We start from the raw sequence: 20,410 nt of genomic DNA on the forward strand, positions 1-20,410 counted from the left end.
ATGTTTTTATCCTTAATCGAATAGGATTTAAGGAAACAGGCAGTAGCGGAAGAACGGCGCTGCGCAATTATCTCTTCGGTTTCGGCTCGGTCTTTTTCAGTTTTTCGAGAAGATTGTTTAAGTTCTGGCTCGGTTTGTCTGTGTTGTGCGCGTAGAGATCACGCATCGTTCTACCGATGTGAAGATTACTGTCCGGCGTTTCGGCGTTTCGGCGCGCTGTTTCAGCTGCGGACTTCCAAATATGTGACATTGGCATCTTCATGTCGAACCCGCTTCATTCCTTGAGGGAACAACGTAAGACTATCACGAAGGTTCCTGGCGAATTTCGCCTCGGCTGTGCCAAATCGAGACTGTTTTGGCGATCATGGTTAACAGATGGTTTCGAACCTCCGGGGCGGGATTGAAGATTTCATCGTTGCTTGCGTCGGTGCTGGAACAAAATAGGCGGTCATGACGTTTCATTTCCAGCGACGCATACAAGGAGATATCCTATGCTTTACTACGCTCTCGTCTTTCTGGTAGTAGCAATTATCGCAGGTGTACTTGGTTTTGGCGGTATTGCCGGTGCTTCCGCAGGTATTGCACAGATCCTGTTCTTCCTATTCCTCGCCTTCCTGGTGATCTCGCTGGTCGTGGGGCTCATGCGCAGAACCTGATCCAGGCGCTGGTAACGCATTAAACCTGCTGCATAATTATCTGCTTAAATCGATTCAGCTTTAAGGATTTATGCAGTAGGAAATCAACAAGGGACGAATGTCGAAAGACTTCGTCCCTTTCGCATGTCGCGATGCTCCGGTTACATCCCTTGCCCTCCCAGGTGTGCTTGGCTATTCATGCCGAAACGGATCTGACGCGCACCAAGGAATGCGGAACACATGAAATCGCTGGAGCTCCTCGTAGAGCGGATCATTCTGTCCAGTCGCTGGCTGCTGGTCATTTTCTATCTCGGGCTTGTTGCAGCGTTGGCGCTCTACGGCATTTCGTTCATGTACAAGTTCCTGAAGATCGCCGGCATGGTCTTCGTCTACGACGATGCCCAGATGATCCTGTCGATGCTCGGCCTGATCGATGCCGCCCTAGTGGCGAGCCTGATCGTCATGGTGATGATCTCAGGATACGAGAACTTCGTCAGCCGCTTCGACGAGGCTGATGCCGAGGTCTCCTTCCTCGGCAAGCTCGACGCCGGCAGCCTGAAGATCAAGGTCGCATCGTCGATCGTCGCGATCTCGTCCATCCATCTTCTGCAGATCTTCCTCAACACGCAGCAATATACCAGCCAGCAACTGATGTGGGCGACGATCATGCATCTCGCTTTCGTGGTTTCGGCGGTTCTGCTCGGTTATCTCGAGCAGATCATGAATGGGCTGAAGAAGAAGTAGCTTGGGCCGAGCGGCGTGCATCGCTGCTGATGGTCTTGATCGAGTAGCGGGGCACTGGACATGAAGACTGACGTAGTGGTTCTCGGCGCCGGCATCGTCGGCATATCGACCGCCATCCATCTGGCGCGGCGCGGCAAGTCGGTGGTGCTGCTTGATCGTCGCGGTGCGGGCGAAGAGACATCCTACGGCAATGCCGGCCTGATCCAGCGCGAGGGCGTGTTTCCCTACGGCTTCCCGCATGATTTCGGGGCATTGTTCCGCTACGCGCTGAACAACACCATCGACGCGCACTACCATATTCGCGCGCTGCCGGGGCTGGTGCCGTTCCTGGCGCGCTACTGGTGGCATTCCGGCTTCACCCAGCACCAGCGCATCGCCAACATGTATGCGCCGCTGATCGAAAATTCGATCGCCGAGCATGAGGATCTCATCAATGCATCCGGCGCGGGCGACCTGATCCGCAAGGACGGCTGGATGAAGGTCTTCCGCACCGAGAAGGAGCGCGACGCGGCCTACAAGGATGCCGAGAAGCTGTCGACCGGTTTCGGCGTCAATCATCAGAAACTCTCGACCAGCGAATTGAAGACCCTGGAGCCTTCGATCAGGGCCGATCTCGTCGGTGGCCTGCGTTGGAGCGACCCATGGTCGATCCGCGATCCGCACAGCCTCAACAAGGCCTATCTCACCTATTTCCAGTCGCTCGGCGGCCGGCTGGTTTCCGGGGACGCGGCGACGGTGGAACACATTCTCGAAGGTCCGGGCTGGCGGGTCGCGACCCCGGAAGGGCCGCTCGAGGCGCATGAAGTCGTCGTCGCACTTGGTCCTTGGGCCGATACGGTCACGCGCAAGCTCGGCTACCATTTCCCGGTTGCCGTCAAGCGCGGTTATCACATGCATTACGGCATGCAGGAGGGCGCCCAGCTCAACAATTGGGTACTGGATGCCGAGAAGGGCTATTTCCTGGCGCCGATGCTGCGCGGCATCCGCCTGACGACGGGGGCGGAATTTGCCTGGCGCGATGCGCCGAAGACGCCGGTTCAGCTCACCCGCGCCGAGCGTGTAGCGCGCGAGTTCTTCCCACTGGCCGAGCGCCGCGACGAAGAACCGTGGATGGGCGCTCGCCCGTGCACGCCTGACATGATGCCGATCATCGGCAAGGCGCCGCGTCACCAGGGCCTGTGGTTCGCCTTCGGTCATGCCCATCACGGCATGACGCTCGGCCCGGTCACCGGCCGGGCGCTCGCCGAAGCCATGACCGGCGAGAAGACGGTGATCGACATCGCCCCCTATCGCCCGGAGCGCTTCTTCTCCTGATCGTTTATCCGATCGCCAAAAGGGGCCGGGAGCATCGCTTCCGGCCTCTTCTGCATTTGGTCGCCGGTCAGGCGTTCGTGCCGCCGTCGATGGTGAATTCGGCGCCGGTCACGCCCCGGCCTTCGGGCCCGGCAAGCCAGGCGACGAGGCTCGCCACCTCGCTCGCATCGTTGAACCGGGGGATTGCCATCAAGCCGCGTTGCGGATCCGCATGCGCGCCGTCCTGCGGATTCATGTCAGTATTGGTCGAGCCGGGATGGACGATGTTGACGGTGATGCTCTTCGGTCCGAGGTCACGCGCGACCGCCTTGGTAAAGCCGACGAGCGCCGACTTGCTGAGCGCATAGAGGCTGATGCCCGGAAAGGGAACGCGCTGCGCCAGATTGCTGCCGATCGAAATGATGCGTCCGCCTTCCGGCATATGTTTTGCCGCAGCGCTCGTGGCCAGTACCACCGCCTTCACATTGACATCGACCGTGCGGTCGAAATCGTCCGCGGTCACGTCCGTAATGGCGGCTGCTTCATAAATGCCAGCATTGTTGACCAGAATGTCGATGTGGCCGTGCCGCTCGACGACCGTCTGGACGGCGGTCTCCACCGCCTTTGCATCTCGATTGTCGGCGCGTACGGCGAGCGCCTTGCCGCCCGCGCGCTCGATTTCGGCGACCAGTGCATCGGCCTTTGCCTGCGACTGCCCGTAGGTGATGGCGACAATGGCGCCCTCACTTGCCAGCCGCCTGGCGATCGCCGCACCAATGCCGCGTCCGCCGCCTGTCACCAACGCGACCTTGTTTTTCAGATTCGACACGCTCTTGCTCCGTATTTGTAGTGATCGATACATATATACGCGGCGACTTGCCTCCCGCTGTCAAGTCATTTATGTATTGGTCGATACAAAAAAAGGAGTTCATGCGATGTCCAGCCGTGGCCGGCCGCGCAATTTTTCGCGTGAGGAAGCGCTGAGGAGCGCGATGGAAATCTTCTGGGACAAGGGTTTCGACAACACCTCGCTTGCCGATCTGACGCGGGTGATGGGGCTCAATCCGCCGAGCCTTTACGCTGCCTTCGGCAGCAAGGCGAAGCTTTTCCTCGAGGCCGTCGACCTCTATGGCCGGACCGATGGCGCCGGTATCTGGGAGTTTCTGGACAGCGCACCGACGGCAAAGGAGGCGGTGCACGACCTATTGCGCCGGTCGGCCGAGAATTTTACCCAATGGGCCGAGCCACGCGGCTGCATGGTGGTGCTCTCTGCCCCGCAGATGGAGGGGGTCGACCCGGCGGTGTGCAACGGTCTGAAGGCGCGCCGGCTGGAAAAGCAGGCGGCATTAGAGCAGCGTCTCGAGCGTGGCGTGGCGGAAGGTGATCTGCCCGCGGGAACGGCCTGCGACGACATCGCCGCCTATGTCACGTCGATCCAGCATGGAATGTCGATCCACGCCCGCGACGGAGCCTCGCGTCAGACCCTGATGGCAATCGCCGATTGTTGCGCGGCGGGGTGGGACGCGATGGCCAAGGCGTCATCGACGAGAGAATGACGAGATCTGCTGTCGATGACGGCCGATAAGCGTCGTCTCAATTGATCGCGGTCGCCCCAATGCGCGCGCTCTTCGGCACAACCACGTCCTGGTGCGATCAACACTCGACCTTTGCCGGAAGAACGCTCTTCCGGCAAAGGCAAGCCATTGCGACAATACCGTTACTGGGCCGGTGCCGGCTGTGTTGTCGTTCCGTTCGTTGCCGGCGGGGTCGTGCCCTGCTGCGGCGTCGTTTCCGGGGCGGTCATCGTTCCGCCGGAAGGTGCGGTGGTCGTATCGGCCGGCGGCGTGGCCGTCGTATCCGTTGCTGGCGGTGTCGCCGTCTGCCCTGATGTCGACTGGTCGGTGGTGGCCGGTGGCGTTGCCGTCTCGGTCGTATCCCGCGTCAGTTCTGCCGGGAGCCAGGCGATCAAAGCGAGCACGAGGCCGGCAAGCAGGATGATGACGAGCGGCCAGCTGCTGCGCCCGGAGCGGACCGGTGCCGGATCTGTCGGCATGGGTGTCGGCTGACCTGTCACCGGGTCGATGAGCGGCTTTTCCTTGAACTCTTCACGTTGATTCATCGCGTTCACATCCTTTCTGGGCGTCCTCCGGCCTACGGGTCTTGCCGGCCGGAACGGCCTCGGCAAAGGCAGAGGACCGGGTTGTGCGGTTGCAAACTAACGTTGCGAACCTCGCATGCTCGACTGGACGCGCTCTGCAACAGGAAACGCGCGAAAACTTGCAATGTTCCATCGGGTACAACCCACCCAAATCGCATGCGCTTTACAGCCCGCTGTTTTCGCTGCAAGAAAATCATCTCTTTGGGGGAGCGATCATGACGCTTGAGGCATACCGAAGCGGAACCTTTGTCGGGCGCGTCTGGCGATCTGATATTGACGGGCCGGCGCTCGTGACCGTCAGGGACGGCGCGATTGTCGACATCACCTCGAAAATGGCGCCCACCATGCGCGATCTGTTGGAGCTTCCCGACCCGGTTGCCCACATCCGTCAGCTCGATGGCGAACGTCTCGCGTCGGTGACCGACGTACTCACGGGGGAGGGCAAGATCTCGACCCTTCGCCTGCTTGCGCCCTGTGACCTCCAGGCCGTGAAGGCCTGTGGCGTCACCTTTGCGCGCTCGATGATCGAACGCGTCATCGAAGAGCGGGCGGCCGGCGATGCCGCCCGCGCCGAGGCGATCCGCACACGCGTCACTGCCGTCATCGGCGACAGCCTGCGAAACCTTAAGGCCGGCTCACCGGAGGCAGCCCGTGTCAAGGCCGCGCTGATCGAGGAGGGCGTCTGGTCGCAATATCTGGAAGTCGGCATCGGTCCGGATGCGGAAGTTTTTACCAAGGCACAGGTGTTGTCATCGGTCGGTTCGGGTGCCGATGTCGGCCTCCACCCGATTTCGCGCTGGAACAATCCGGAACCGGAAATCGTGCTGGCCGTTGCCTCTGACGGCGCCGTCAAGGGCGCGGCGCTCGGCAATGACGTCAACCTGCGCGATGTCGAGGGCCGGTCCGCTCTGCTTCTCGGCAAGGCGAAGGACAATAATGCCTCCTGTGCGATCGGCCCGTTCATCCGCCTGTTCGACGAGACCTACACGATCGATCATGTGCGCAGGGCCGAACTCGAGCTGCTGGTCGAAGGCGCCGATGGCTACCGCCTGAAGGGAATGAGCAGCATGGCGGAGATCAGTCGTGACCCGCTCGACCTCGTCGCCCAGACGATCGGGCCACACCATCAATATCCCGATGGGTTGATGCTGTTCATGGGCACGTTGTTTGCCCCGGTCGAAGACCGCGACGAGAAGGGGCAGGGCTTCACCCACAGGATCGGCGATTTGGTGACGATTTCAAATGCTGAACTTGGTAGCCTGACCAACGTGGTGCGCCTGTCGACGGATTGCCCGCCCTGGACGTTCGGCATGGCCGCGCTGATGCGCAATCTCGCCAGCCGTGGTCTGATTTAGCCGCGGCTCATCAGCCGGAAATAAGCGCCCGGATTGCGCGCTAGGCAAGTGCCCGCCTTAAAGGAAAGAGGCCCGCCGATCCTCATCGGCGGGCCTCTCATGGAATTTAGTTAAGCTTGGCTGTTGTCTTCGACAGGCGCGTTCGGTCCGTTCTTCTTGATCGAATCGATGGCGTTCTGAGCGCTTGCCTTGCTCGAATAGCCTTCGGTCGAAAACATCACTTCGCTGTTGTACTTGAAGCGAACCCGATATTCGCCAGCCTTGTCTTTGTAGATCTCGAACTTATGAGCCATGTGCCCTCCCATATGTAATCGTGAATCACGCAGGGACTAGCGTGGCAGTTGCAAGCGGCGTTGACAAGATGTCGGCGGTCTCATTCAAATCTACACGTCCGCTTCACCTGACCTTGATCCTCGTATGGACGATGGAGCAATTTCCCACACAGCGGACCGGCCCCGCACTGGAAAGGCAGAAAACCCACCATGAGCATGGAGACTGACGCCCGCTTCTGGGACCGGAGCGCGCGCAAATACGCCATGGGCAAGATTGCCGATCAAGCCGGATATGAGCGCACGCTGGAGCGAACCCGCGCCCTTTTGAGACCAAGCGACCGGGTGCTGGAAGTGGGTTGCGGGACAGGAACAACGGCGCTCCGGCTTGCGAGCCATGTGCAAAGCTATCTTGGGACGGATATTTCCAAAGGAATGGTAGCGATTGCCGAAGAAAGGTGTGCCGCCGATCCCATCCCGGGGCTAGCCTTCCGGGTCGCAACCGTCGAGGCGCTGACGCCCGAAGAAACACAGTTCGACGTCATCATGGGGTTCAACTATCTGCATCTGGTTCGCGACTTGGCCGGCACGCTGGGCCACATTCACGCCCTGCTGGCGCCGCAGGGTCTGTTCATTTCCAAGACGCCCTGCGTCGGGGATATGAACCCGCTCATTCGGCTTGTCCTGCTGCCCGCGATGCGAGCGCTCGGGCAGGCGCCTTACGCCGGCATCTTCCGGGCGGCTGAATTGGGTCAGATCATCCATGCTGCCGGTTTCGACGTGCTTGCCACGGAAAACCACGCGACCAAGGGCAACGACAGCCGTCCCTATATCGTCGCGCGCAAGAGATGACATGTCGGGCCGCGGCTCCGGCGTTCGTGACGATCTCCACGCCGAACTTTGCGAGCCTGATCTTCGCGGTATGTCTGCCGGCAGACTGCGTCAGCCTTCGACATTCGGGCGCAGCCACGCCGAGGTCTGGGGAGAGCCGGCGCGGTGTTCGGTATGCGATTTGCCGGCACACAGCGACCCGACCGCTATTTGCGAGATAGGTCTCGTGATCAAAACGCTCGGCTGTTGTTGGACCAGACCGGTCCCAGGCGCTCTTCTTCCTTGATGCTGTTCGACCCATAGGAGAACCGGAGGCCACCGAAGATCGTGCTGCTGTCGCCCGACACCGACGAACCGAAACCGGATACCTCCTCGTCGGCGTATTTGTATCCGCCGAACAATGTGACCGGGAAGTATACCGAGCGATAGTTCGCCGTCAGCTTCAGGCTGCGGATGTCGTAGTCGATGCCGCTGTCGGTGATGCGGTCGAGAGCGCCGTCGACATCGAAGCGTACGTTGTCTGTAGCATAGAAGCGAGCGCCGAGCGCGGCCATGTAATGGTCGGCGTCGAAACCCTCCCATCCCGCCTGGCCATAACCGGCCGCACCGTGGATGGTCCATGTGTCCTGGAAATAGGCGCCCTCGATGCCGCCCATATAATCGTTGATGTGGCTGTCGAACCCTGCATCGAGACGCGCCGCCTGCACGAACACACCCGCCGCATAGAGGTTGTCTCGGTAATAACCGTGCAGGGTGCCGTTATAAGTATTCGTGTCGGCGTCCCCGATCGAGGCGCGGGCGTAGCCGAGATCCGTCTGGAGATTGAAGCCGCCGCCTGCATCGAAGTTGACGGCGCCACGCAGCGCCCATGCGTCGGCATCAATGTCGCCGGGAGAATCGACGACGCTTCCGTAGGCGCCTTCGATATATCCCGTTACGCCCAGCGATGCCTGTTCGACCGGCGCTTCATAGTAGTCGGCCGCCCCGACCAATGGCCCATCCATATCGGCGGCCGCTGCGAGCGATGCGCTCGACAAGAGAAAAACAAGAAAACCGTTCGTCCGAAACATCTGCCCACCCCCTGAAAACCCTAGCAAAGAGTAAGCAAACATCGTTAATGCAATCTCAACGCGAATTCCGTTTGCAAGGCATCTGGATGTGAGGGTGTCGAACGCGACCGTGTCTTTCGAAAGGGGCATTCTAGGCATCGGCGCAAGGCGTGCGAAAGTCACGCGTGCCGAGGTGTTTACGCTACTGAATTTGTTTGTGAAAGAGTTTGGCTGGGGAACCTGGATTCGAACCAGGACTAACGGAGTCAGAGTCCGTGGGTCTACCGTTAACCTATTCCCCAAAGCCGCCGTCGGGGCGAAGCCCGTCGGGTTGGTTGGCGGGCTTATAAACAAATCAGCGGCCGATGCAAATACCTTTTGCAAAAAAAATCGCACAGGCGGCGGCGATGGTGTGCTTGGCGGCGATGTCAACAGGCCGGCGAACCGGCAACCCCGGTCTGTCCGTTGGTGTCGGGCAGGGGAAAGCCGCGCAGCCACTTTGTTGTGCACAAGCCGTTTCTCAAAAAAAGTTTGGCGAATGGGGACTGCACTGGTACAGTCGCCCCAACGAAAAATCGAGAAAGCGCCTTGAGCGGCCGAAAGGCTTTGCGCGGCGCGATGGTTGAGACAAGTGAAAGACCCCGATCACGGCGAAAAGCCGTCCGAATCCGGGGCGTCGGCAGCAGGCCGTAGCGATGGACCCAAGATGGGTCCGCGCAACGGCAAGGGCAAGCGGAAACGGCGCAAGTCGTCTGCTTTGCCGTCTGCAATTGCCAGCCAACCCGGCGGTGCCGGCATGGCAGGGCGTCCCGCAGGACCAGACGATGCGGAACCGGCGCGCAAGCGCAAACGGCGTCGTCGTTCGAAATCCGCAAAACAGCAGGCTCAGGCCGCGCCCGCTTCCGCGGGCGGTCGCGACGTGCAGCTTGTCGACCCGGCAATGGGCGACAGGAAGGGGCACAAGCGCAACAAGAAGGCGCGGCATCGCCGTGGCATTCAGGGACGGCCGCTCACCTCGGGCGAGCGTCAGCAGCAAGCACAATCGCGCCCCAGCGAGGGCGCAACCACGTCTAGGCCCGGAGCGCCTCAGTCCGGCGGGCAGGCTGCCCCGCGGGGCGACCAGCCGCGCGCGCCGTTCGTTGCCGCCAGCGAGCCGCCGGCGCCGCTTTATGCGGCGCTGGATCTCGGTACCAACAATTGCCGTCTGCTGATTGCGCAGCCGACCCGCCCCGGCCAGTTCCGGGTGGTGGATGCCTTCTCGCGCATCGTCAGGCTGGGTGAAGGGCTGGGTGCCAGCGGCCGGTTGTCCGAGGACGCGATGGACCGCGCCGTCGAGGCGCTGAAAGTCTGCGCTACCAAACTGGGTGCGCGGATGATTCGCCGCCGCCGGCTGATCGCCACCGAAGCTGCGCGCGCCGCCGAAAACGGCGAAAGCTTCCTCGAGCGCGTGGCCAAGGAAACCGGGCTCGAGCTTGAGATCATCAACCGCGAGACCGAGGCGCGGCTTGCCGTGTCGGGCTGCTCGTCGCTGGTCGATCGCGAGACAAGGTCGGTCGTTCTCTTCGATATCGGCGGAGGCTCCTCGGAGATCGCCGTCATCCGCATCGGCGATAGCAGGTCTAATCGGCTCGCCAATCACATCACCCACTGGACCTCGCTGCCGGTCGGCGTCGTGACCCTTTCCGAACGCCATGGCGGCCAACATGTCACCCCGGCAAACTTCGAAGCCATGGTCCAGGAAGTCGAGGGCATGCTGTCGCGTTTCGACAGCCCGCCGGTCGAAGCGCTGGCAACGGGCATTGCCGGCAGCGGCTTCCACCTGATCGGCACGTCGGGCACGGTGACCACGCTTGCCGGCGTTCATCTGGATCTTCCGCGCTACGACCGCCGCCGCGTCGATGGTCTCTGGCTTTCCGATGACGAGGTGTCCGCCATGCAAGCGCGGCTGCTTTCGTGGGATTTTGATGCGCGGGCGGCAAACCCTTGCATCGGCCCCGATCGCGCCGATCTGGTGCTGGCAGGCTGCGCAATCCTCGAAGCGATCCGTCGCCGCTGGCCATCGACGCGCATGCGTGTTGCCGATCGCGGGCTGCGCGAAGGCTTGCTGACCGACATGATGGCGGATGATGGCGCCTGGCGGCGCTCGCGACCGCGCCGGCATCAGCGCAGCTCAACCACATAATTCCTTCAATCGGACAACGATTTAGGCAATTGTGCGATAACTTCTGCAGATACGGCAGGCCCGGTGCGTCCGAAGGGATGTGCGGCAGTCGCCGCCACGAAGGAAACAAGACATGACGAAACCTCCTGTTGGCGGCAACCGCAGCGGTCGAAAGCTTGGTCAGAAGGTCAAGAAGGGCAAGCTCAAGGCTTCGTCCCGCCGCTGGATCGAGCGCCATATCAACGATCCCTATGTCCAGCGCGCCCAGCTCGAAGGCTACCGGGCGCGCGCGGCCTTCAAGCTCTTGGAGATCGACGAGAAGCACAAGATCCTCAATGGCACCCGTCGCATCATCGACCTGGGTGCCGCTCCCGGCAGCTGGTCGCAGATCGCCGCCAAGGTGACCAATTCGACGGATGGCGATCCGCGTGTGGCAGCGATCGACTTCCTGGAGATGGATCCGCTGCCGGGCGTTCGCATCCTGCAGATGGACTTCCTCGACCCGCAGGCGCCTGAGAAGCTGATGGAAGCGATCGGCGGCACGCCGGATCTGGTCATCTCCGACATGGCGGCGCCGACGACGGGACACCGCCAGACGGACCATTTCCGTACCATGCATCTCTGCGAAGTCGCAGCCCATTTCGCCGTCGACGTTCTCGCAGAAGGTGGGCATTTCCTGGCAAAAACCTTCCAGGGCGGCACCGAGCGCGATCTGCTCAACATGCTCAAACAGAATTTCCGCCAGGTCATCCACATCAAGCCGGCGTCTTCGCGTGCCGAATCGGTGGAAATGTTCCTGCTCGCCAAGGGCTTCAAGGGACGCCGCGTCACCGACACGGACGAACCGATGGAAGACGAGGCTGCGGACTAAATCATGCTGCTTTATGTGACGGTCGGCACCAACGATCTCGACGGCGCGGGCGTGTTTTACGACCCGGTTCTGGCGACGCTCGGATACCGCCGTCAGCGCCAGGACGAGACCGAAATCGGCTACAGCGCCGATGGCGATATCAGGTGCCGCTTCTGGGTGGTGACACCGTTCAATGGCAAGCCTGCGACCTTTGGCAATGGAGCGACCATCGCGCTTGAAGCCGAAACGCGCGCGGCGGTCGATGCCTTCCATGCGGCAGCACTTGCCAACGGCGGCACGGACGAGGGCGCCCCCGGCCTCAGGCCGTTCCACGCGCATTTCTACGCGGCCTTCGTGCGCGACCGGGATGGCAACAAGCTGTCTGCCGTCTGCGAACGGCCGGAATAATCTTTCACTTTCCTGCCGTCGTTTCGATTTCCCGCACGGGCAGCCTGTGGCCGGAAACGGATGCGCCGGCATTCTTCGCCATTGTCAGGAACGGGATTGCCGCCAGAAGGTTGGCGATGGCGATGATCATGAAGGCAGTATGGAAGTTGTCGAGTTGCAGCGGCCCGCCGCTGAGCGAGGTCTCGATTTCGAGGATCGCGCCGGCAACGGCCACGCCGAGCGCCAGGCTGATCTGCTGCAGAACCGCGCTCATCGATGTCGCCTTGCTGGCATCCGCATCGTCGATATCGGCAAACGACAGTGCGTTGACGCTGGTGAAGAAGAACGAGCGGGCAAAACCGGCGATCAAGAGAATGGTGACCATCACCAGATAGGGCGTTGCCGGCGTGAAGAAGCCGTTGGCGAAGGTGGTGACCGCTGCAATGATGGCGGCGATGATCAGCGTCGTGCGGAAGCCGGCGAAGGCGAGCACGCGGCGCGCATAGAATTTGGTGGTGATCGCGCCGACCGCGCCGATGAAGGTGATCATCCCGGACTGGAACGGGTTGAGGCCGAAACCGACCTGCAGCATCAGCGGCATCAGGAAGGGCACCGCGCCGACGGAAATGCGGAATACCGTGCCGCCGATCTGGGCGGCGCGAAACGCGCTGTCCTGAAACAGTTTGAGGTCGAGGATCGGGTGCGGATGGCTTCGGGCATGGACGATGTAAAGCAGGGTGGCGATCACACCCGTGATGACCGAGCCGATACCGATGATCGGCGGCAGCGCCGGCAGGCTGATGACCGACAGGCCGAAGACGACGCCGGATGCGGCGATGCCGCCGAGCAGGAAGCCGACAATGTCGACCGGCGGCGGATTGCGGGGTTCCATGTGGGGCAGGTAGATGCCGGAGAGGATATAGCCGGCGATGCCGACAGGCACGTTGATCAGGAAGATCCAGTGCCAGGAGAAATAGGTGGTGATGAAGCCGCCGAGCGGCGGCCCGGCAAGCGGCCCCACCAGCGCCGGGATCGTGAGCAGCGCCATGGCCGAGACGAGCTCGCTGCGCGGTGCGCTGCGCACCAAGACGAGGCGGGCGACGGGCGTCATCATCGCACCGCCCATGCCCTGCAGGAACCGTGACAGCACGAAGGCGAGCAGGCTGTCGGAGATGGCGCAAAGGATTGAACCAGCGATGAAGACGAGGATCGCCGCGCGAAAGATCTTCTTGGCGCCGAAACGGTCGGCCATCCAGCCGCTCAAGGGGATGAAGATCGCCAGCGACACCATATAGGCGGTCAGCGCCAGCTTGAGCGTGATCGGCCCGACGCCGATGTCGCGGGCGATAGCCGGCAGCGATGTCGAAATGACGGTGGAATCCATCTGCTCCATGAAGAGCGCGACGGCTAGGATCATCGGGACGATACGGTTCATGCGAATTTGCCTTGGGCGTGGTCAGCGTCAGCTCGGCTCCAAGCTAGCGCTTGCGATGGCTTTGTCGGGACCAAACCGACGATTGTGGATCAAAAGCCTGTGATCCCGCCTGTCCGTTGCTGTCAAGACGCTAGTTCTGGCCGGGTGATGGAACCGAAGCTGCGATTTCGGGAGAAAATGATGACGAGCGACATGTCGATGAACCGCCGCACCTTGATGACGGCGGGGACAACGGGTGTATTGGCGGCACCCTCAATCATGGTGGGATCTGCCGCAGCGCAGGAAAAAGCGGACAACCGGAACATGCAATCAGCACAAACGCCCATCCGGGCTCTCAAACTCGGCGCGCTCAAGGTTGTTGTCATCAGCGACGGCACGCGCGTCTCTGCCAGGCCGCATGAGACCTACGGCACGAACCAGTCGGAACAGGCCGTATCCGAATTGCTGGCCAAGAATTTTCTTCCAACCGACGCGCTGCTCAACAGCTATTCGCCTGTTCTCGTCGATACCGGGAGCGAGGTGATCCTGTTCGACACCGGCCTGGGCGAAGCCGGACGGGAAGCGGGTTCCGGCCGCCTCATCGACGGCATCCGCGCGGCTGGCTACGCGCCCGAGCGCGTCTCCGTGGTGGTGCTGACGCATATGCACGGCGACCATATCGGCGGCCTGATGGAGGGCGGCAAGCCGGCCTTTGCCAATGCCCGTTATATCATCGGCGAGGCCGAATATGCCTTCTGGAAGGACCCGGCCCGGGTCGGCACGCCGGCCGAGGGTGGCCATAAGGGTGTGCTGGAAAAGGTCGTGCCGCTCGCCGAGAAGGCGACGTTCATCGGCGACGGCGCCGACGTGGCGCCGGGCATTTCGGCGATGGCTGCCTTCGGCCATTCCCCCGGACACATGGTGTTCCGTCTCGAATCGGACGGCAAGGCGATGATGCTGACGGCCGATACCGCCAATCATTATGTCCTGTCGCTGCAGCGGCCGGACTGGGAGGTGCGCTTCGACATGGACAAGGCAGCGGCTGCCGTCTCGCGCCGCAAGGTCTTCGACATGATTGCGAACGAAAGACTGCCCTTCATCGGCTACCACATGCCATTCCCGGCCGTCGGTTTCGTGGAAGTGCACGACCAGGGCTATCGCTTCGTGCCGGCGAGCTACCAGCTCGATATCTGAGCTTTGCGGACGGGCAAAAATGTTGCCATGCAACAACAATGGGTCGAGCCCGGGACATTTCCCGGGCTTTGCTATTTTCATCCTGACATATCCGTGTTACGAGCCCTCGCCAACTTCCAAGAAAAGCTTTGAAGTCACCCGGTGGGCAAATCGCAGCCCGTTTCCCGGGGATTTTCGTTTATTGAAGGGAATTGGCCATGGCGCGTATCATCGAAACGGCAACCGGTCTGGAGGCTCTGACCTTCGACGACGTTCTGCTCCAGCCCGGGCATTCCGAAGTCATGCCGGGACAGACGAACATCTCTACCCGCATCGCGCAGGATATCGACCTCAACCTCCCGATCCTTTCCTCGGCCATGGATACCGTGACCGAAGGACGCCTGGCGATCGCCATGGCACAGGCCGGCGGCATCGGCGTCATCCACCGCAACCTGACGCCGGTCGAGCAGGCCGAAGAGGTCCGCCAGGTCAAGAAGTTCGAAAGCGGCATGGTCGTCAATCCGGTGACGATCGGTCCCGATGGCACCCTGGCGGACGCCCTCGGCCTGATGAAGATCCATGGCATTTCCGGTATCCCGGTCGTTGAAAACGGCGGCAACGGTGGCCAGAAGCAGGGCCGTCTCGTCGGTATCCTCACCAATCGCGACGTGCGTTTCGCCTCCGATCCGAACCAGAAGATCTACGAGTTGATGACGCGTGAAAACCTCATCACCGTCAAGGAAAGCGTCGACCAGCAGGAGGCCAAGCGCCTGCTGCACATGCACCGCATCGAAAAGCTTCTGGTCGTCGACGGCGACGGCCGTTGCGTCGGCCTCATCACCGTCAAGGACATCGAGAAGTCGCAGTTGAACCCCAACGCCTCCAAGGATGCGCAGGGCCGTCTTCGCGTCGCCGCCGCCATCTCCGTCGGCGATGATGGCTTCGAGCGCGCCGAACGTCTGATCGACGCCGGCGTCGACCTTATTGTTGTCGATACCGCGCACGGCCATTCGCAGCGCGTTCTCGATGCGGTCACCCGCGTCAAGACGCTGTCGAACTCGGTTCGCATCATGGCCGGCAACGTCGCCACCGCTGATGGCACCAAGGCGTTGATCGACGCCGGTGCCGATGCGGTCAAGGTGGGTATCGGTCCGGGCTCGATCTGCACCACGCGTATCGTGGCCGGCGTCGGCGTTCCGCAGCTGGCCGCGATCATGGCTGCTGTCGAAGCCGCTCAGGCCGCGGACATTCCCGTCATCGCCGACGGCGGTATCAAGTTCTCGGGCGACCTGGCCAAGGCGATCGCCGCCGGCGCTTCCGCCGTCATGGTCGGTTCGCTGCTTGCCGGTACCGACGAAAGCCCAGGTGAAGTGTTCCTCTACCAGGGCCGCTCGTTCAAGGCCTATCGTGGCATGGGTTCCGTTGGCGCGATGGCGCGGGGCTCGGCCGACCGCTATTTCCAGGCCGAAGTGCGCGACACGCTGAAGCTCGTACCGGAAGGCATCGAAGGCCAGGTTCCCTACAAGGGCCCTGTGTCCGGCGTTCTGCATCAGCTCGCCGGCGGCCTCAAGGCGTCGATGGGTTATGTCGGCGGCGCGACGATCAAGGACTATCAGGAGCGCGCCACCTTCGTGCGCATCTCCGGCGCCGGCCTTCGGGAAAGCCATGCGCATGATGTCACCATCACCCGCGAAAGCCCGAACTATCCGGGCTCGCACTAAGAGTCCTCCCGGGGGCGCCGGCCGGCGCCCCCGTTTTTCCTGATGGGGGGTGCCATCCGGCGCCCCCGTTTTCCTGTTTGGTTGTGTCGAGTGGAGTAAGAGCGGTGACGGGCTTCGAGATCTTCCGGCCGATGGTGGCGCATGTGCTGCTCGTTTTCGTCCTCTATGCCCTGCTGTCGATCCGCCGCGTCGGTCTCGTGCGGGCCGGCAAGGTTTCGGTTTCGCAGTTTCGCGAGAACCGCGACGAGCCGGGCGAGAGCCTGGTCGTCCGCAACAGCATCGCCAACCAGTTCGAACTGCCGGTGCTTTTCCACGTCTGCTGCGTGCTTCTCTACATCACCGAGGCTGACAATATCGTCTCGCTGGCGCTCGCCTGGGTGTTCATTGCTTCGCGCTATCTGCATGCCTTCGTCCATGTCACCAGCAACCGCATCCGCTACCGCCGACCGCTGTTCATGGTCGGCGTGGCTGCACTCGGTGGGATGTGGATCTGGCTTTCCGTCTGGATGGCGATGAACTGATGGCTGCGTGTTTCCTTAAATCGCAGCCGGTTTCAGGACAAAACAGGCAGCAATTCAAAACGCTACAGCGACCTCTGCGCGTCTGGTAAGACGCGCGGCGCTTTGGGTCGGGTGCCGCTCCGGCACGACTGACGCAAATCTGCGACACTTTCCGACATGAACTTCGCGCCTTGATGCGTATCAAGTACCCGTCACGACTTTGCGGATAGTCTGGCTGTCGTTAGCGTAGCTTTGTCGCTGGCGCCTCGCGTGCCCGGCAAAGGCCTTTGCGCCGACGTCGAACAAGACAGCATCGGAGATCGATATGACCGCAACGATGAAAGCCGCCGTGGTGCGCGAATTCCGCAAGCCGCTCGTGATCGAGGAAATGCCGATACCAGTGCCCGGTCCCGGCCAGGTGCTGATCAAGTTTCAGGCGACCGGCGTCTGCCATACCGACCTGCATGCGGTGAACGGTGACTGGCCGGTAAAACCCAATCCACCATTCATCCCCGGCCACGAGGGCGTCGGTTATGTCGCCAAGCTCGGCTCCGGCGTCAAGCGGCTGAAGGAAGGCGACCGCGTCGGCGTGCCGTGGCTGCACACCGCCTGCGGTGGTTGCACGCCATGCCGGACCGGATGGGAGACGCTCTGCGGCAGCCAGCAGAACACCGGCTATTCGGTCAACGGCACGTTCGCGGAGTATGGCCTGGCCGATCCGGACTTTGTCGGCCGGCTGCCTGATAAGCTCGAGTTCGGCCCGGCGGCGCCCGTCCTTTGCGCCGGCGTCACGGTTTACAAGGGTCTCAAGGAAACGGAAGTGCGCCCCGGCGAATGGGCGCTGATCTCCGGCATCGGCGGTCTCGGTCACATGGCGGTTCAATACGCCAAGGCCATGGGCATGCATGTCGCAGCCGTCGATATCTTCCCCGACAAGCTGGCGCTGGCGGGAAAGCTGGGCGCCGATCTCGTCGTCGATGCGCGCGACAAGGATGCGGTCGAGCAGGTGCAGAAGGCGACCGGCGGCGTGCACGGCGCGCTGGTGACGGCCGTGGCACCCAAGGCGATGGAGCAGGCCTTCAACATGCTGCGCTCCAAGGGAACGATGGCGTTGGTCGGTCTGCCGCCTGGCCAGATGTGCGTGCCGATCTTCGATACGGTCCTGAAGCGCATCACCATCCGCGGCTCTATCGTCGGCACCCGCCAGGACCTCGAGGAGTCACTGGAGTTTGCGGGCGAGGGCAAGGTCGCCTCCCACTTCACCTGGGACAAGATCGAGAACATCAACGCCATCTTCCAGCGCATGGAAGAGGGCAAGATCGATGGCCGCATTGTGCTTGATCTCGCCGGCTGATCCGCCTGCTGCGAAGTGTGCCTTTCCGCCAAGCGGTAACGCAAGTTTGTATGTTCGATGCCGCCCGCTGACCTATTCTGTCGCGGGCGGTAATCTTTCGCGCTGCCGCCACTGCATAATTCCTTAAATCGGAACCGATTTGTGGGAGAAATCATGCAGCGAGTTTAAAGCCTTACAGCGCCCTTGGCGCACCATATCTAACGCGCGGCGCTGTTGAGGAGAAGAAACCGAAGGAGGCCGTCATGAACAAACCCGTCATCACGCAGGCAATGATCGACGCTTACGACGAGTACACCCATCTCAGTCTTGATCGCCGCCGTTTCATGGAAACGCTGACCGCACTTGCCGGCTCTGCCGCGGCCGCAGCATCAATTGCCCCCTTGCTTGCTGCTAGCAGCGCCAAGGCCGAAATGATCGCAGATACCGACAATCGCATCATCGGCGAGGACATTTCCTATCCCGGCGCCGACGGCGACATGAAGGGCTATCTGGTCCGCCCGGCAAACATGACCGGAAAGCTGCCGGCCGTCATCGTCATCCACGAGAACCGCGGGCTCAATCCACATATTCGCGATGTCGCCCGCCGCATGGCGCTCGAGGGCTTCATCGCGCTCGCCCCGGATTTTTTGTCGCCATCGGGCGGCACGCCGGCGGATGAGGACAAGGCACGCGAGATGATCGGCGCGCTCGATGCCGCCGAAACCAATGCGGATGCTGTGGCAACCGTCGCATTCCTCGAAGAGCACGCGCAGTCGACCGGCAAGGTCGGCGCCATCGGCTTTTGCTGGGGCGGTGGACTGGTCAATCGGCTTGCGGTCAATGCGCCCGATCTCAAGGCGGGTGTCGCCTATTATGGCGCGCAGCCCAAGGCCGAGAACGTGCCGAAGATCAAGGCGGCGCTGTTGCTGCATTATGCCGGCCTCGACGAACGCATTAATGCGGGTATCGAAGCCTATCGCAAGGCGCTGACCGACAATGGCAAGGACGCGACGATCTATGTCTATGACGGCGTCAACCACGCCTTCAACAACGACACGTCGGCCGCCCGCTACGACAAGGCCGCAGCCGATCTTGCCTGGAGCCGCACTGTCGAATTTCTGAAGGCGAAGCTCGGCTAGAGCAATTCCAGGAAGAGTGTGAAACGGTTTCCCGTCCGGAATTGCGTTATTTCAACGAGTTAGATCATTTCACTGTTTCGATGAAACAGTGAAATGATCTAGCCGCTCACGCCTATGAAGGCGGCGCGATCAGCAGCGCTACCTTGTAAGCGGGGAGAAGAGGCGGGCACTGGGTCCGCCTCTTCCCTCCCGTCTCGTTTCGCATAAAAAAGGCCGCGCCTCCCACGGGAAGCGCGGCCTTTTTGCTAAGTGTCGAAAAATGCTTACCAGCCCGGCAGCATGTGGCTTTGCCGCAGCCGCGGATAGCGCGGAAAACCCTTGATATCGCCGTCGATGTCGTCGTTGACGGTGATCGGCGTGATGTTGTCCAGGCAGGCGGTGATGTGGTTGGTGATCGCATTCGATAGCGATGGCGACAGACCCGGCCGCTTCATGATGCCGATCTGCACTGGAGCCAGCGCCGGGAAGCCGTCCGCAAGCGTCAGCACCTTCATGCCCGGACGCAGCGCCGATTCCGGCAGGACCGAAACCGCCATGCCGGCAAGCACGGCGGCCGCGACCACGGTCGAGGACCAACTGGTAAACAGGATCTGGTATTCCTTGCCGGTCGCATCGAGCGCGGCGCAGGCCGCCTGCCGCCACTGGCAGTCGCGTCGGCCGACCGCAAGCGGGATTGGCGCATTTTCCGGCAGCGGATGGTTGATCGAACTTACCCAACAGAGCGGCTCTGTGCGCACCACGTCCGAGGCTCGGGCACGTGGATTGTGCGTAACCAGTGCGATGTCGAGATCGCCCTTGGCCATCTTCTCCGCAAGATCCACCGAAGGTTCGCAGATGATGTAGAGCTCGACGTTCGGATGCGTCTTGGCAAACCGCACGATGATCTCCGGCATGTAGCGGTCGGCATAGTCATCAGGCGTGCCGATGCGCAGCGTGCCCTCGAGGCGATTGTCGTCGAAGGAGGCCATCGCCTCGTTGTTGAGACGGATCATCCGGCGGGCGAAGTTGAGCAGCCGGTCACCCTCGACGGTCAGGCGGTTGCCGCGCCCGTCCTTCATGAACAACGGCTTGCCGATGCGCTCTTCCAGGCGCCGCATCTGCATGGATACGGCCGACTGTGTCTTGAAAACCCGGTCGGCGGCCTTGGTGAAGCTGCCCGTGTCGGCGATCGCGACAAAGGTTTGCAGCTGATCAATGTCAAGCGGTGCGGACATGGCCGTGATACACCCATAAGATTGTTTGATGAATATCATTAAAAACATTCGTTGGACTGATCAATAAGGATTTGCGATCTATCAGGGGCAAATTTCATTGATCCCGGCCGGCACAGGTGCCGGCTAATCCCAACTTCCCTGGCCCACCCCTGCGTTTGACCTCGCGCAGGGGACGGGTCCCTTC

The 20,410-nt window shown here is 61.6% G+C and carries 21 protein-coding genes and 1 tRNA gene; 15 read left to right on the forward strand and 7 right to left on the reverse strand.

Annotated features, from left to right (window positions below):
- Positions 1–491 precede the first annotated feature (491 nt).
- From ASD52_RS37290 to ASD52_RS15065, 3 genes are all read left to right on the forward strand, one after another.
- Positions 492–656 carry a DUF1328 domain-containing protein gene (locus tag ASD52_RS37290; RefSeq protein WP_025426013.1) on the forward strand — a complete coding sequence of 55 codons (165 nt, stop codon included), beginning with the start codon at positions 492–494 and terminating at the stop codon, positions 654–656.
- 219 nt (positions 657–875) lie between these two features.
- Positions 876–1,379: a TIGR00645 family protein gene (locus ASD52_RS15060; RefSeq protein ID WP_081788838.1), complete on the forward strand. Its 504-nt coding sequence runs from the start codon at positions 876–878 to the stop codon at positions 1,377–1,379.
- Between the two features lie 60 nt (positions 1,380–1,439).
- Complete coding sequence (locus tag ASD52_RS15065; protein ID WP_025426015.1) at positions 1,440–2,693, forward strand: FAD-binding oxidoreductase; 1,254 nt, start codon at positions 1,440–1,442, stop codon at positions 2,691–2,693.
- A gap of 67 nt (positions 2,694–2,760) precedes the next feature.
- Here the strand turns inward: ASD52_RS15065 and ASD52_RS15070 are convergent, their stop codons facing one another.
- A complete protein-coding gene (locus tag ASD52_RS15070) occupies positions 2,761–3,534 on the reverse strand; it encodes an SDR family NAD(P)-dependent oxidoreductase (RefSeq protein WP_051509154.1) in 774 nt (257 codons plus the stop codon).
- Between the two features lie 73 nt (positions 3,535–3,607).
- Here ASD52_RS15070 and ASD52_RS15075 point away from each other — a divergent pair, with 73 nt between their 5' ends.
- Positions 3,608–4,228, forward strand: coding sequence for a TetR/AcrR family transcriptional regulator (locus ASD52_RS15075; RefSeq protein ID WP_057224774.1), 621 nt, complete (start codon positions 3,608–3,610; stop codon positions 4,226–4,228).
- 161 nt (positions 4,229–4,389) lie between these two features.
- Here ASD52_RS15075 and ASD52_RS15080 read toward each other — a convergent pair whose 3' ends face one another.
- Complete coding sequence (locus ASD52_RS15080; protein ID WP_113567036.1) at positions 4,390–4,791, reverse strand: hypothetical protein; 402 nt, start codon at positions 4,789–4,791, stop codon at positions 4,390–4,392.
- Positions 4,792–5,045: 254 nt separating this feature from the next.
- Here ASD52_RS15080 and ASD52_RS15085 point away from each other — a divergent pair, with 254 nt between their 5' ends.
- The gene (locus tag ASD52_RS15085) at positions 5,046–6,185 is read left to right on the forward strand and encodes a fumarylacetoacetate hydrolase family protein (protein ID WP_107026893.1); all 1,140 of its coding nucleotides are present in this window, start codon (positions 5,046–5,048) and stop codon (positions 6,183–6,185) included.
- Between the two features lie 110 nt (positions 6,186–6,295).
- Here the strand turns inward: ASD52_RS15085 and ASD52_RS15090 are convergent, their stop codons facing one another.
- The gene (locus ASD52_RS15090; protein WP_025426020.1) at positions 6,296–6,478 is read right to left on the reverse strand and encodes a YegP family protein; all 183 of its coding nucleotides are present in this window, start codon (positions 6,476–6,478) and stop codon (positions 6,296–6,298) included.
- A gap of 189 nt (positions 6,479–6,667) precedes the next feature.
- Between ASD52_RS15090 and ASD52_RS15095 the strand changes: the two genes are divergently transcribed.
- Positions 6,668–7,306: a class I SAM-dependent methyltransferase gene (locus ASD52_RS15095; RefSeq protein ID WP_057211566.1), complete on the forward strand. Its 639-nt coding sequence runs from the start codon at positions 6,668–6,670 to the stop codon at positions 7,304–7,306.
- Positions 7,307–7,515: 209 nt separating this feature from the next.
- Here ASD52_RS15095 and ASD52_RS15100 read toward each other — a convergent pair whose 3' ends face one another.
- Both ASD52_RS15100 and ASD52_RS15105 read right to left on the reverse strand, forming a co-directional pair.
- Positions 7,516–8,355, reverse strand: a complete 840-nt coding sequence (locus ASD52_RS15100) for a hypothetical protein (protein WP_025426022.1) — start codon at positions 8,353–8,355, stop codon at positions 7,516–7,518.
- A 207-nt stretch (positions 8,356–8,562) separates the two neighbouring features.
- Positions 8,563–8,636 (reverse strand) — tRNA-Gln (locus ASD52_RS15105).
- A 63-nt stretch (positions 8,637–8,699) separates the two neighbouring features.
- Here ASD52_RS15105 and ASD52_RS38420 point away from each other — a divergent pair.
- The 4 genes from ASD52_RS38420 (at position 8,700) to ASD52_RS15120 (ending at position 11,753) form a co-directional block, all read left to right on the forward strand.
- A complete protein-coding gene (locus tag ASD52_RS38420; protein ID WP_128090403.1) occupies positions 8,700–8,960 on the forward strand; it encodes a hypothetical protein in 261 nt (86 codons plus the stop codon).
- A 5-nt stretch (positions 8,961–8,965) separates the two neighbouring features.
- The gene (locus ASD52_RS15110) at positions 8,966–10,516 is read left to right on the forward strand and encodes a Ppx/GppA phosphatase family protein (protein WP_025426023.1); all 1,551 of its coding nucleotides are present in this window, start codon (positions 8,966–8,968) and stop codon (positions 10,514–10,516) included.
- Positions 10,517–10,628: 112 nt separating this feature from the next.
- Complete coding sequence (locus tag ASD52_RS15115) at positions 10,629–11,366, forward strand: RlmE family RNA methyltransferase (RefSeq protein WP_025426024.1); 738 nt, start codon at positions 10,629–10,631, stop codon at positions 11,364–11,366.
- Positions 11,367–11,369: 3 nt separating this feature from the next.
- Entirely contained in the window at positions 11,370–11,753 is a 384-nt protein-coding gene (locus ASD52_RS15120; protein ID WP_025426025.1) for a VOC family protein, read from the forward strand.
- A 4-nt stretch (positions 11,754–11,757) separates the two neighbouring features.
- Here ASD52_RS15120 and ASD52_RS15125 read toward each other — a convergent pair whose 3' ends face one another.
- Positions 11,758–13,167: a DHA2 family efflux MFS transporter permease subunit gene (locus tag ASD52_RS15125; protein WP_025426026.1), complete on the reverse strand. Its 1,410-nt coding sequence runs from the start codon at positions 13,165–13,167 to the stop codon at positions 11,758–11,760.
- Positions 13,168–13,347: 180 nt separating this feature from the next.
- Here ASD52_RS15125 and ASD52_RS15130 point away from each other — a divergent pair, with 180 nt between their 5' ends.
- The 5 genes from ASD52_RS15130 (at position 13,348) to ASD52_RS15150 (ending at position 19,012) form a co-directional block, all read left to right on the forward strand.
- Entirely contained in the window at positions 13,348–14,340 is a 993-nt protein-coding gene (locus tag ASD52_RS15130; RefSeq protein ID WP_025426027.1) for an MBL fold metallo-hydrolase, read from the forward strand.
- Between the two features lie 197 nt (positions 14,341–14,537).
- Positions 14,538–16,040, forward strand: a complete 1,503-nt coding sequence (gene guaB, locus ASD52_RS15135) for an IMP dehydrogenase (protein ID WP_057224776.1) — start codon at positions 14,538–14,540, stop codon at positions 16,038–16,040.
- Positions 16,041–16,144: 104 nt separating this feature from the next.
- A complete protein-coding gene (locus ASD52_RS15140; RefSeq protein WP_025426029.1) occupies positions 16,145–16,561 on the forward strand; it encodes an MAPEG family protein in 417 nt (138 codons plus the stop codon).
- A gap of 304 nt (positions 16,562–16,865) precedes the next feature.
- Positions 16,866–17,894 carry an alcohol dehydrogenase AdhP gene (gene adhP / locus ASD52_RS15145; RefSeq protein WP_025426030.1) on the forward strand — a complete coding sequence of 343 codons (1,029 nt, stop codon included), beginning with the start codon at positions 16,866–16,868 and terminating at the stop codon, positions 17,892–17,894.
- A gap of 242 nt (positions 17,895–18,136) precedes the next feature.
- Positions 18,137–19,012, forward strand: a complete 876-nt coding sequence (locus ASD52_RS15150; RefSeq protein WP_025426031.1) for a dienelactone hydrolase family protein — start codon at positions 18,137–18,139, stop codon at positions 19,010–19,012.
- Between the two features lie 263 nt (positions 19,013–19,275).
- Here ASD52_RS15150 and ASD52_RS15155 read toward each other — a convergent pair whose 3' ends face one another.
- Positions 19,276–20,226 carry a LysR substrate-binding domain-containing protein gene (locus ASD52_RS15155; protein WP_025426032.1) on the reverse strand — a complete coding sequence of 317 codons (951 nt, stop codon included), beginning with the start codon at positions 20,224–20,226 and terminating at the stop codon, positions 19,276–19,278.
- Positions 20,227–20,410: the final 184 nt, after the last annotated feature.

The organism is Ensifer sp. Root142, assembly GCF_001426785.1.
GTDB classification, from domain to species: Bacteria; Pseudomonadota; Alphaproteobacteria; order Rhizobiales; family Rhizobiaceae; genus Ensifer; species Ensifer canadensis.